Genomic DNA, 12,119 nt, shown 5'->3' with positions numbered 1-12,119 from the left:
GGGCCCATGGAGACAGTCGTCTGGTCCAAGCCGGAACACGAACGTGCCGGCACGCCCCTGCTGGTTATGATGCATGGCTACGGCAGGGATGAATCCTGGATGACGAAACTCTTCGACAGCCTGCCCCCTGATTTCAGCTGCGCCGCGCTGCGCGGCCCCAAGGTAATTGGAGACGGCCACGGCTGGTTCCTGCTGGACTACTTCCTGACCCACGACTTCGCGGACGTCATCTCATCCACAAACGCAGTCTTCAGCTGGATTGAATCCGTCAAGGCCCAGCACAGCAGCGTCAGCCTGCTCGGTTACTCACAGGGCATGGCCATGGCCACCACACTGCTGCGGCTGCGGCCGGCGCAGTTCCGCGCGGTGGTCGGATTGTCCGGTTTTGTCCTGGAAAACGAACTTCTGGCGATGAGCGAATCGTTCGAGTCCCGCCCGCCCTTCTTTTGGGGCCGGGACCGGGACGACGTTGTGATCAACGACGCCGCTACGGAGCACACCGAGGAATGGCTCCACGAGCACACCCAACTCACGGCCCGCACCTACCCGGGCATGGGGCACAGCATCTCCAAGGAAGAACTCGTGGACGTCAGCGCCTTCCTGCGCCACTACGTGCTCCGCCCGGTGGGCGCCCGGCTCGGCTAGGGCCAAGAGGCCCGCTTCTGTTCATCCAGTTGCAGGCTGAATTTGTAAGCGCTTACACTCGAGGGCCATGACCGACTTGATCGAAAACCGCAGGATGCCCTCCGCGATCTTCCCCGGTTGCGACGAAACGGCTCCGACGCGGTGATGTTTGCGGGACCTCGGGTTGTCACCACCGAAAAACGTGTCCATCATAGGAATAGACGATCATCGGATGAGTTGGTTCTTCATGGGACTGACCACGATCGCCCAGCCAGTAGCAGGCCAAGGCGCGTTCGCCGCCAACCTGCTGCTTGACAGGCTTCACCACCCGGGGCTTCCGAATCCCCGTCCAGCCACGGCTGGAGACCGAACTGGTCGAATGCAAGAGCACCCGCCGCCGGCGCCGATGCCGGCAACTCAGCTCCGCCGGCCACTATCCCTGGAGAGTTCCCCGCCTCCTGTGTGCCTCCACGCAGAGTTTGCACCGACTTCCGCCAAGGTCTGAAAGGACAAAGATTCATGACTGAGCTCCCCAGTACCGCCCAGGCCGACGCGATCGACGGCGCCGCCGCCATCCTCTTTGACCTCGACGGCGTGCTGACGCCGACGGCGATCGTGCACGAGCACGCCTGGCAGGATCTCTTCGACGGTTTCCTCAAGGCCATCCCGGCGGCGCCGGCCTACCGCGAAAGCGACTACTTCGACCATATCGACGGCAAGCCCCGCTTCGACGGCGTCCGGGACTTCCTGGCCTCGCGGAACATCGTCCTGCCGGAAGGCCCGCTGAATGACGATCCCGCGCATGACACCGTCCATGGACTGGGCAACCGCAAGAACAAGGTCTTCAACGACATCGTGGCCGCAGGCGGCGTCGAGCCCTATGCGGGCTCCGTGCGGTTCATCGCAGCCGTGCAGGCCCGCGGCCTGAAGCTCGCCGTCGTGTCCTCGTCCCGCAACGCACCCGCAGTGCTCAAGGCCGCGGGACTTTCCGACCACTTCCCGGTGGTGGTGGACGGCGTCGTCGCGGTGGCGGAAGGACTGCCCGGCAAGCCCAGCCCGGCCACCTACGAATACGCCGCCCGGCTGCTGGGCCTGCCCAGCGAGGAATGCGTCGTCGTGGAGGATGCCGTCTCCGGTGTCCAGGCCGGAAGCGCGGGGAGTTTCCATTCGGTGATCGGGGTCGACCGGGGAGCCGGCCGGGAGACCCTGCTGGCCGCCGGCGCCACCCTGGTGGTCAACGACCTCGACGAACTTCTCTAGCCCGCCCCCGGCCCGGCTAGTCCGCCCCGGACACAACGGGCCCGGCTAGCCAGCGCCCAGCACAACTTCCGCCAGCACCACTTTCACAGCACTGCTTGAACCGCCTAAAGGAAACCATCATGGCCCTCATCACCTCGGACCGCGCCCGGTTCCCCAACGACCCGTGGCAGCTGGTGGAGACCGTCCACCTCCCCGGCAACGCCGGCACGCTGGAGACCCTGTTCAGCCTCGGCAACGGCCACCTAGGCATCCGCGGCGCCCACTGGGCGGCCGCCGACGCAGAACTTCCGGGCAGCTTCATCAACGGCTTCCACGAGACCTGGGACATCAAACACGCGGAAAACGCCTACGGCTTTGCCCGCACCGGCCAGCGCATCCTCTACATTCCGGATGCCAACAACTTCACCGTGATCATCGACGGCGAGACCCTGAGCCTGGCGGAATCCACCGTTCTGGACTACCGGCGCAGCCTGGACTTCGCGACCGGCGTCTACGAATGCCGGGTCGTCTGGCAGTGCCGCTCCGGCGCCACCGTAACCACCACGGAACGCCGCGCGGTCGGCTACGGATCCCGCGGCGCGCTCGGCATCTCGCTGGAACTCGCAGCGGACCGGGACATCTCCGCGGATGTCACCTCCTCCGTGATCAACCGCCAGGACCAGCCGGTGGAGGACCACTCGGCACACGACCCGCGCCGGGCCGGCCGGCACGCCGGGCGGGTACTCCTGCCGGTGCGGCTCGACGGCGGGGACGGTTCGCTGCGGCTGTCCTGGGAGACCGCCGAATCCAAGCAGCGGATCGGCCTGGCCGTGGACCACTGGACGAACGCCGGCGTGCAGCCCTTCGACACCCAGGTGCACGAGGACGACAGCAGCGTCCGCTACGTCCTGGCCGTCGGCGCGGACGAGCCGTTCGTTTTGGAGAAGAGCGTCAGCTACGCCGTCGGGCAGAACGTCGGGGACCTGGCCGACGCCGCCGAAGCCGGCCTCAAGCCCCTCGGCGAGATCTTCGCCGAAAGCGCGGCGCACTACCGCGACTACTGGACCACGAGCGACATCGAGCTGGCCGGACAGGCCGAACTCCAGCAGGCGGTCCGCTGGAACCTCTTCCAGCTGGCCCAGGCCACGGCCTGCGCCGACGTCGCCGGCATCCCGGCGAAGGGCGTCAGCGGTTCCGGCTACGAGGGCCACTACTTCTGGGACCAGGAGGTGTACCTGCTGCCGTACCTGACCTACACCAACCCGGGGAACGCCCGCCAGGTCCTCGAGTTCCGCCACCAGATGCTGCCCGAGGCCAAGTTCCGCGCCGAGGAGCTCAGCGTGGACGGAGCCCTGTTCCCCTGGCGGACCATCAACGGGCTCGAGGCCAGCGCCTACTACGCGGCGGGCACGGCCCAGTTCCACATCGCCGCGGCGATCGCGTTCGCGACCAACCGCTACATCTGGGCCAGCGGCGACTCCGAGTTCAGGGAATCCCTCGGCTCCGAGCTGCTGATCGAGACGGCCCGGATGTGGGTCTCGCTGGGCTTCTTCGGCAAGGACGGCCTCTTCCACATCCACGGCGTCACCGGCCCGGACGAGTACACGGCGGTCGTCAACGACAACCTGTATACCAACGTCATGGCGCGCTTTAACCTGCGTGCCGCGGCGGCGCTGGACCACCCGGAGATCGACGACGCCGAACGCCAGCTCTGGGAGCAGGCCGCCAACCGCATGCAGCTGCCGTACGACGAGGACCTGCAGGTGCACTCACAGGACAACGACTTCATGACCCTGGAGCCGTGGGACTGGAGTACGCCGCGTGCCAAGTACCCGCTGCTGCTGAACTTCCACCCGCTGGTGATCTACCGGCACCAGGTCCTCAAGCAGGCGGACACCGTACTGGCCATGTTCCTGCAGTGGCAGGATTTCACCGCCGAAGAGAAGCGCCGCGCGTTCGATTTCTATGATCCAATCACAACCGGCGACTCCACGCTCTCCGCCTGCGTCCAGGGCATCATGGCGGCCGAGGTCGGCTACGGCAAGGCGGCGCTGGACCACTTCACGCACGCGCTGTTCATTGACCTCGACGACACCCACGGCAACACGATCGACGGCGTCCACATCGCGTCGGCCGGCGGTGTGTGGAGCTCGCTGGTGAGCGGTTTCGCCGGCCTGCGGGACCAAGGCGCGGTGCCGTACTTCGACCCGCGGCTGCCTGCCGAATGGGACGGGCTGTCTTTCCACCTGAAGGTCCAGGGCAGGCTGCTGCACATCGGCCTGGAACAGGGATCCATCACCCTGACGGTCCGGCAGGGCGCGCCGCTCGACGTCGAGGTGCGCGGCGAGCTGCTGACCGTGGACGGTGACCCGGTCCGGGTGCCGCTGGCGCCCGTGGCCGTACCTGAGCCCACGGTTTTCCCCAGCGGTCTTCCGACGGCGTCGATCCCGGTCGTCCGCGCCGCCGTCTGAGGCGCGGCAGTCCGGGACGCGAACGCGCGCGTCCCGGGCTCAGCCACGGCGCGGAGGGACGACGTCGATCCGCCCCGGTCGCACATCAGGTCCGTTCCGCCGTCCGCCCGCTGTCCGGGTCCCGGTCCGCGCCGCTGTCCGCGCCGCGGTCCAGGCCGCGGTCCAGGGGATGGGCCAGCTCGTCCTGCGGCATCCGCGCGACGACCATCGCCACGACGGCCATGAGCGGGCACACGCCCCCCGCCACGAGGAATATCAGCCACACCGGGAGCACCTCGGCGGCGGGGCCGGCCAGGGCCATGGAGACGGGCATGAGGGCGAGCGAGACGAAAAAATCCAGGCTGGAGACGCGGCCGAGCAGGTGCGGCGGGACCCGGCGCTGCAGCAACGTGCCCCAGATGACCATGCCCACACTTCCGGTGGCGCCGAAGACAAACATGGCTGCGGCCACCGCCCAGAAACTGTCCATGATCCCCACGGCGGCGATCGGCAGCGTGCCCACTCCCCAGGAAACCATCATCACGCTGAGATAGCGGCGCGGCAGGGGGAAGGACGCCGTGGCCAGCGAGGCTACAGCGCTACCGACGCCCATGATGGCGAGCAGGAAACCGAACATCCGCGAGTCGCCGCCGAGCTGGTCGCGGACCACGAACGGCAACAGCACCTCGATCGGGCCGATCAGGAACAGTACCGAAATGCAGGCCCAGAGCAGGGTCCACAACAGCCAGGGGGTCCGGAGCGTGTAGCCCACCCCTTCGCGGAGGTCGTGCAGCAACGAGCTGGCGTGCACCCGCTCGCCCGCGGCGGCGTCCGCGGGCTCCTGGCCCGCGAGCGGGTGCTGGGGCCTGAGGAAGTTCAGGATTCCGAAAGCCAGCAGATGGCAGGCCGCCACGCCGGTCACCGCGTGCGAGGGGGAAAGCGCGGCCACCAGGATGCCGGCGACGGCAGGACCGGCAGCCTGCTGCAGGATCGGCCGCACTGTCCCTTCCATGCCGTTGGCCGCGAGCAGGTCCTCGGGCGGGAGGATCCGGGGCAGGATGGCGGAGTACGCGGGGAAGAAGAACGCCGCCCCGACGCCCAACACGAACGCCCCGAGCGCCAGATGCCAGAGCTGCAGCCAGCCGAGCAGGGCGAGCCCGCTGATGCCGGCAATGACGGCCAGGTTCGCGCCCTCGACTCCGATGATCAGCAGCCGCTGCGGCACCCGGTCCGCCGCGATGCCGCCGGCCAGCACGAACGCCACGAGCCCCGCACTGCCCGCCGCGGCCACAAGCGAGAGCTCCAGCGGGCCGCCGCCAAGGTGGATCACCTCATAGACCATCGCGACGGCCCACATTCCGGAGCCGAAGATGGAGATGGCCAGCGCCGCGATCAGCACCCGGTATTCCCGGTGCGCGAATGGACGGAGGGCTCGCGGGGCGCGCATGTGCCCAGTCTAGGGGCCCGCCGGGGACTCTGAGGGAAAAATGCCGGGCCGCGGGATGGGCCGGTGTGCCGGGGCGCCCTGACCCGGCCGGGGGTTTGGCCTAGTGTTAAGGCGTGCAGGCAAGTGACGGCCTGCACCTACCGACAGTTCCGGTTTTTGACGAGAGGCGACGATGGCCAAGCGCAGCAACCCGGCGATGAAGATGGCGCAGAAGACCGCACACAACGTGATGTTCGACGCCGAGGGCAACCCCAAGCCAGGCGTCCACAACGTGCTCTTGCGGGCCGTCGAGATCCAGCGCCCCCTGGTCCTGGCAAATCTCCGGCGCCTGCAGAAGAGGCATCCGCATGCCACGGCGGCGCAACTGGCCGCAAAACTGGAACGCGATTATCTGCTCACCGTCACCGGCGGCGGGGCACTCGTGGGCGGATCGGCCGTAATTCCCGGTGTCGGTACCGTGGCCGCACTGGGTCTTTCAGCCGCCGCGACCGTCGGATTCCTCGAGGCCACGGCAGTGTTCGCTACCTCGCTCGCCGAGCTGCACGGCGTGCAGATGGTCGACCCGGATAAGGCAAGCACGCTGGTCATGGCCATCATGCTCGGTGAGGAGGGCACGGCCTTGCTGGGCTCGCTGGGCGCGCAGTCCGCGGGGCAAGGCAAGGGACCCACCCAGGCGTGGGGCTCCCTCTTCGCCCGCCGGGTTCCGATGGCTGGCTTCGGCTCGGTGCGGGAACGGATCCAGACGATGTTCCTCCGGAACCTGCTGAAACGCCAGGGCACTGCCCTGCTGGGCCGGGCGCTGCCCTTCGGCATCGGAGCCGTGGTCGGCGGCGTCGGCAACCGCATGATGGGACTCGCCGTCATCGCCAACGCCAAGGAGGCCTTCGGACCCATGCCGGACACGATCCCGGGCGAACTGCGGGCCAACGCGGGCGCGGCCGGCCCGGAGGCCCTCCGCAACACCCGTCCGGACATCGGCCTGGATGCGGGCCCCGGCACGCCTTCCGACCCCGGCCTGGGGGCGGGCCCGGGCACGCCTTCCGACGCCGGCCCCCGCAACGACTCTGCGCCGGAAGGCGGCAAGTCTTGGATCTGAACGCCGACCTCGGGGAGTCCTTCGGGAGCTGGACCATGGGTGACGACGCCGCCATGTTCCCCCTCGTCACGAGCGCCAGCGTGGCCTGCGGGGTGCACGCCGGAGACCCCGTGACGATGCTGGACACCTGCCGTGCCGCCTACGAGCTCGACGTCCGGGTGGGCGCCCACATCGGCTACCCGGACCTCGCCGGGTTCGGCCTCCGGGCACTGGACATGTCCTTCGACGATCTCTTCGGGTCCGTGCTGTACCAGCTCGGCGCCCTGGACGGGGTGGCCCATGCGGTCGGCGCCTCGGTGGATTACGTCAAGGTGCACGGCGCCCTCTACGATCGGACAGTGCGCGACGCCGAGCAGGCGTCGGCCGTGATCGCTGCCGTCCAGGCCTACGACCCGGGACTGCCGGTGCTCGGCTTCCCCGGCTCCGCCCTGCTCGCGATTGCAGCGGAATCGGGCCACCCCGTCTTCGCCGAAGCCTTCGCCGACCGCAGCTACCTGCCGGACGGCACCCTTGTGCCGCGCTCGCAGGACGGTGCCCTGCTGCACGACGCCGGGCAAATCGCAGAACGGGCCGTACGCCTCGCTACGAAGGGCGAAGTCGAAGCGGTCGACGGCACGGTGCTCCGGATCGAACCGCACTCGCTGTGCCTGCACGGGGCTGCCCCCGGGTCCATCCTCACGGCGGGCGCGGTCCGCGCGGCCCTGGAGCAGGCCGGCGTCGAGCTGGAAAGTTTCGCCTAGAGAGCTAGCCGAACAACAGGTGCGCCACGGTGAAGATGGCGAGCCCGGCAAGGGCGCCCACGACGGTGCCGTTGATCCGGATGAACTGCAGGTCCTTGCCCACCTGGAGCTCGATCTTTTGTGAGGTTTCTTCGCCATCCCAGCGCGCCACGGTATCTGAGATCACGGCGGCGATATCCGAGCGGTAGGTCTTCACGAGATAGCCCGCGGCGTCGCCGATCCACTTGTTCACCTTGCCGGCCAGTTCCGGATCCACCACCAGCCGGGTGCCGAAGTCGTGCACGGCGGCCTTGAACTTCACGGTCAGCTCGCTGTGCGGATCGTCGACGGCGGTGAGCAGGGCGGTCTTGATGGTGCCCCATGTGCGGGACGCGAGTTCCCTGACCTCGGGGTCGCCGAGGACCTGGGCTTTGATGCCCTCGGCGCGGGCGATCATGACCGGGTCATGCTGCAGGTCCTGCGCGAGTTCCTGGAGGTACTTGTCGATGGACAACCGGACCTGGTGCTGGGGATTGGCCTGCACCGCCTTGGTGAATTTCAGGATCTCCACGTAGACCTTGTCGCCCACGAGCCCGTCCACGAAGGTCGGCACCCAGGTGGGGGAGCGGTCCGTGACCAGCCTGCTGACGGTTTCGTGGTTGTCCCGGACCCAGTCCACCGTGCGGTCGACCAGCAGGTCCACGAGTGCGTGGTGGTGGCCGTCGTCGAAGATCCGCTGGGCGAGCCGGCCCACCGGCGGTCCCCAGGGCGGGGTGAGCAGATGCTTGCGGACCATGCTCTCGATCACGGCCTGGACGTCGTCGTCGTTCAACACGGTGAACGCGCCGCGGATGATGGCGGCGCCTTCCTTGGCGACGCGTTCGGCACCGCCGGGTCCGGACAGCCAGGTGCCAGCCTTGCGCGCGATGTCCATGGAGGCAAGCTTCTCGTGGACTACCTGCTCGGAGAGGAAGTTGGTCTCCACGAAGTCGCCCAGCGAGGCGCCGATCTGGTCCTTCCGATTCGGGATGATGGCGGTGTGCGGGATCTTGAGGCCCATCGGGTACTTGAACAGGGCGGTGACGGCGAACCAGTCGGCAAGCGCACCCACCATGCCGCCCTCGGCAGCCGCCCGGACGTATTCGAGCCACGGATACTGCTTCTGCAGTCCGAAGGCGATCAGGAAGATGACGGCCATCGCGATCAGCAGCGACACGGCGAGCAGCTTCATTTTCCGCAGCGCAACGGCTTTCTCGGCGTCCGCCGCGCTGTACCGATGTTCGACGGCGGACCCGGACGCGGGCCGGGAAGCTCGATCAGTATTCACGTGCATGTGCCCAGCCTAGTCGGACTCCTGGCCGGTCAGGTCCGCTAACGTGGCTCTATGACAACCGACGAGTCCCGGGACGCCCGTCCGCTTGTCTACGCCCACCGCGGCTCCAGCGGGGCTTTCGCGGAGCACACCCGGGCCGCCTACCTGCAGGCCATCGTCGACGGCGCCGACGGTGTCGAGTGCGACGTCCGCCTGACCCGTGACCTGCACCCCGTGCTGGTGCACGACGCGAACCTGGACCGGACCTCGGACGGCACCGGTCCGGTCGCCGACCGGACCCTGAGGGAGCTCCGCCGGTTGGATTTCTCCTCCTGGCGGGGCGCCCGGATTCCCGCCGAATACGGCGGCACATCAACGCAGTTCCTGACCCTTGTCGAGCTCCTGGACATCCTGCGGGCGGCAGGCCGCGAGATCGGGCTGGCAATTGAGCTCAAACACCCCAGCCCGTACCAGCTCAGGCTCGAAGACCGCGTCCTCGATGTCCTGACGGCCCAAGGGTGGGAGCCGGCCACGTCGATGCTCGGAAACATCAAGGTGTCCTTCATGAGCTTCAGCCCGGACGCGGTGAAGCACCTGCTCAAATCCGTTCCGGCGGAGGCGGTCTGCCAGCTGGTCGACGACGTGGACGTCGACGGCATCCGCGTAGGGCTTGGCCTCGGGGCGTTCACCGGCGGTGCGCTGGCAAACGTGATGAAGGCCGCCCACACGGAGGGAGTGCGGATCCTGAACAACGGTGAGGTCGGCATTGCCGGACCCGGCGTCGACTACTTGCGCGGGCACTCCCGGATCGTCCGGCGCTGGCTCGATTCCGGACGCCGGTTCCGGGTCTGGACAGTGGACGAGGAGGACGACGTCGCACTCTGCCAGGAGCTGGGCGTCCACGAGATCACCACGAACCGTCCCGCGCAGGTCCTCGCCCAACTCACCAACGGCGGCCGGCCGCCGCGCCGGGCACCGCAGTCCGGAGCAAGCGGTGATAATCGGATCAGGCCGGGGTAAAGCGAACGGGCCGCCTCTCCTGGGTGGGGAGGCGGCCCGCAAGCAAACACTGCGTTAGGTGTTCTGGACGTGGTCCTTGGCGTCAGTGGCGCTGGCCTTGACGTCCGAGACGCTGCCCTGGCCTTCGTCCTTGACGGTTTGGACGGCGTCGGTGGCGGTGGCCTTGACGTTCTCCACCGCTTCCTGGGCCGGCTCCTTGAGGCCCTGTGCCATGTCCTGGGCAGCCTCCGTCAGCTGGGTGGTGACCGGTTCCGCGGCGCTCTTCAGCGCCTCGGCGGCTTCGCGTTCCTTCTGGCTTGGCGGGATCAGGGAAGAGACGAGCAGTCCCACGCCGAAGGCGATCAGGCCGGCGGCAAGGGGGTTGCCCTGGGTCTTCACGGCGGCCTGGTGGGGGGCGTCCGCGATGGCCGATCCGGCATCCCCGATGGAGGAGCCAATGCTTGCTCCAGCGCTGCCTGTTGCTGAGTGGACTTTGCTGGTGGCGGTATCCGAGACGCCCATGATCTTGTCCTTCACCCCGTATACGGCGTCCTTGACCTTGTCGGTCTGCCGGTGGACGACATTGGACGGGGTTACTTTGTCAGCCACGGCATCCACGTTGGTGCCGAGGCGGGCGCGGGTAGCTTCAATGTCGGCGCGGATTGCGTCCGGGTTTTCACTCATCGTTTGTCCTCATTAGGTTTCAGGGTGGGTGGAATTTCCTGGATTGTCTCGACGGTCCGGGGCATGCCTTGGATTTTCTTGAGTTCCTTGCGGCCCATCGATGCCAGCACTGCGGCGATGATGCCCCAGATGATGGCTACTACGACGGCGGACCAGCCCAGGCCCATGAGCATCCCCAATGCGTACCAGAGGGCAATGGAAAGGAACAGCAGCACGAAGTGGCCGGCCACGCCGGCGCCCGCGAGCATGCCGCCGCCCTTGCCTGCCTTCGTGCCCGACTGCTTCAGTTCAGCCTTGGCGAGTTCGATTTCCTGCCGCATCAGGGTGGAAAGTTCCCGGGTGACGTCACTGAGGAGATCTCCCAGGGAGGTCGAATCCGCCTTGGCGTGCGCGGCGGAGGGAGGGGGTTCCGGTGTCTGGCTGCTCACAGGGGTCGCCCTTCGCCTTCGGTGTACGGATCATTGACGTCGCGCAGCGGGACACCGGCGCTGGAACTTCCCGGAAGGGTCTGCGCCGGACCCGGCCGTGTTGCGCCTGGCAGCGGCGGCTCGCCGTACACGGTCTCCGCGTATGGCGGTAGGCCGGTCGTGGTCTCGTCGTAGAACGGCTCGCCGACGCCCGCAGTGATGTTGGCTTCGGTAGCCGGGGACTGCCGTGGCTGCGGCGGGACTGCCGTGCCCGTTGTGGAACTTGTGGCGGACGCACCGGCCTGGAGGCTTCGGCCCAGCCTCCCCGCTAGCAACCCCGCGCCGGCGGCCAGGAGCAGGAATGCCCCGGGGCGCTGGCGGGCAAAGGACTTCGCCTCATCCAGCAGGGATCCCGGATCCCGGTTCTCCAGCCACGAGGCCACGGAGGCGGAGCGGTCCGCCGCCTGGCGGATCAGGTCCGAAGCGACACCCTGCTGGTCCGGCGCATCCGCCATGGTGCGCAGCTGCGAGGAGATCGTGCGGATTCCTTCGGCCGCCTTCTGCTGCTGCGTGCCCGCCTGGCTCGTCAGGTCCGACTTCGCCTGGTGCAGCAGGTCCTTGGTGCTGGTCTTCACCTCGGAGGCCACATTGGCGGCCTCTGCCTTCGCCGTTTCCGCCACGTTCTGGGCGGCGCCGGCAGCCTGTCCGGCCACATTCGCCGCCTCGTCCTTTGCGACGTCCTTTTTGGACTGGGAACCTTCAGGAGCGGCGGGGGATGCTGTTCCTGCGGCCGGGTACGGATTTGTGGAGGCAGGCTCTGCAGCCTGCGGCCATTGGTTCTCTGTCATCGTTGCTCTCTTTTCGGAAGGTTAGCTGGCGATTAGGAACCAGCGGTGCTGGATCGAACAGTAAGCATGGTTACTATGTAGATCGTAAGCACACTTGGTATCTGCTGCAAGATGTAGATGGTCCGCATTTGCCATATTGCTGGAATTGTGCGGAATTTTCGGCTCCGAGGGCTTGGCGGCGGCCGCGGTCCAAGGGTCGGATCGTTCCGAGAGGCCGATGCAAAACTTCCGTTAATCTCAAAAAAATAGTAAGCATGCTTGCCAAGCGCTTACTAAGCATGCTTATGGTGGAGG

12 protein-coding genes are annotated in these 12,119 nt (G+C 67.5%); 7 read left to right on the top strand and 5 right to left on the bottom strand.

The genetic code is table 11. The annotated features are described in order from the left end of the window. Positions 1 to 6: 6 nt before the first annotated feature. From QFZ69_RS19465 to QFZ69_RS19450, 4 genes are all read left to right on the top strand, one after another. Positions 7 to 645 (top strand): alpha/beta hydrolase, encoded by a 639-nt coding sequence (locus QFZ69_RS19465; RefSeq protein WP_307000347.1) that lies wholly within the window; start codon positions 7 to 9, stop codon positions 643 to 645. Positions 646 to 826: 181 nt separating this feature from the next. Continuing rightward, positions 827 to 1,129: a hypothetical protein gene (locus QFZ69_RS19460; protein ID WP_306913703.1), complete on the top strand. Its 303-nt coding sequence runs from the start codon at positions 827 to 829 to the stop codon at positions 1,127 to 1,129. A gap of 14 nt (positions 1,130 to 1,143) precedes the next feature. Beyond that, positions 1,144 to 1,884 carry an HAD family phosphatase gene (locus QFZ69_RS19455; RefSeq protein WP_306913702.1) on the top strand — a complete coding sequence of 247 codons (741 nt, stop codon included), beginning with the start codon at positions 1,144 to 1,146 and terminating at the stop codon, positions 1,882 to 1,884. A gap of 119 nt (positions 1,885 to 2,003) precedes the next feature. Further along, positions 2,004 to 4,334 carry a glycoside hydrolase family 65 protein gene (locus QFZ69_RS19450; protein ID WP_306913700.1) on the top strand — a complete coding sequence of 777 codons (2,331 nt, stop codon included), beginning with the start codon at positions 2,004 to 2,006 and terminating at the stop codon, positions 4,332 to 4,334. 85 nt (positions 4,335 to 4,419) lie between these two features. Here the strand turns inward: QFZ69_RS19450 and QFZ69_RS19445 are convergent, their stop codons facing one another. Then, complete coding sequence (locus QFZ69_RS19445; RefSeq protein WP_306913698.1) at positions 4,420 to 5,760, bottom strand: MFS transporter; 1,341 nt, start codon at positions 5,758 to 5,760, stop codon at positions 4,420 to 4,422. Positions 5,761 to 5,932: 172 nt separating this feature from the next. Here QFZ69_RS19445 and QFZ69_RS19440 point away from each other — a divergent pair, with 172 nt between their 5' ends. Both QFZ69_RS19440 and QFZ69_RS19435 read left to right on the top strand, forming a co-directional pair. Continuing rightward, on the top strand, positions 5,933 to 6,856 hold the full coding sequence (locus QFZ69_RS19440; protein WP_306913697.1) for a hypothetical protein: 924 nt from the start codon (positions 5,933 to 5,935) through the stop codon (positions 6,854 to 6,856). Then, the gene (locus tag QFZ69_RS19435) at positions 6,847 to 7,596 is read left to right on the top strand and encodes a LamB/YcsF family protein (protein WP_306913696.1); all 750 of its coding nucleotides are present in this window, start codon (positions 6,847 to 6,849) and stop codon (positions 7,594 to 7,596) included. Before QFZ69_RS19440 ends, QFZ69_RS19435 begins: the two co-directional genes overlap by 10 nt. A 4-nt stretch (positions 7,597 to 7,600) precedes the next feature. Here QFZ69_RS19435 and QFZ69_RS19430 read toward each other — a convergent pair whose 3' ends face one another. After that, positions 7,601 to 8,806 (bottom strand): DUF445 domain-containing protein, encoded by a 1,206-nt coding sequence (locus tag QFZ69_RS19430; protein WP_306919513.1) that lies wholly within the window; start codon positions 8,804 to 8,806, stop codon positions 7,601 to 7,603. A gap of 153 nt (positions 8,807 to 8,959) precedes the next feature. On the opposite strand from QFZ69_RS19430, the gene QFZ69_RS19425 reads away from it, so the two are divergent. Next, a complete protein-coding gene (locus tag QFZ69_RS19425) occupies positions 8,960 to 9,907 on the top strand; it encodes a glycerophosphodiester phosphodiesterase family protein (protein ID WP_306913694.1) in 948 nt (315 codons plus the stop codon). Between the two features lie 54 nt (positions 9,908 to 9,961). On the opposite strand, the gene QFZ69_RS19420 is transcribed toward QFZ69_RS19425, so the two are convergent. Genes QFZ69_RS19420 through QFZ69_RS19410 form a run of 3 tightly spaced genes read right to left on the bottom strand, consistent with a single transcriptional unit; the run spans position 9,962 to position 11,825 of the window. Further along, the gene (locus QFZ69_RS19420; protein ID WP_306913693.1) at positions 9,962 to 10,570 is read right to left on the bottom strand and encodes a DUF3618 domain-containing protein; all 609 of its coding nucleotides are present in this window, start codon (positions 10,568 to 10,570) and stop codon (positions 9,962 to 9,964) included. Next, entirely contained in the window at positions 10,567 to 10,998 is a 432-nt protein-coding gene (locus QFZ69_RS19415) for a phage holin family protein (RefSeq protein ID WP_306913691.1), read from the bottom strand. The genes QFZ69_RS19420 and QFZ69_RS19415 overlap by 4 nt, the downstream gene beginning before the upstream one ends. Next, a complete protein-coding gene (locus QFZ69_RS19410; RefSeq protein WP_306913689.1) occupies positions 10,995 to 11,825 on the bottom strand; it encodes a hypothetical protein in 831 nt (276 codons plus the stop codon). The genes QFZ69_RS19415 and QFZ69_RS19410 overlap by 4 nt, the downstream gene beginning before the upstream one ends. Positions 11,826 to 12,119: the final 294 nt, after the last annotated feature.

This window comes from Arthrobacter sp. V1I7 (assembly GCF_030817015.1).
Classification (GTDB): Bacteria; Actinomycetota; Actinomycetes; order Actinomycetales; family Micrococcaceae; genus Arthrobacter.
The sequence above is the reverse complement of the archived record's forward strand: the minus strand, read 5'-3'. Positions and strand labels throughout refer to the sequence as shown.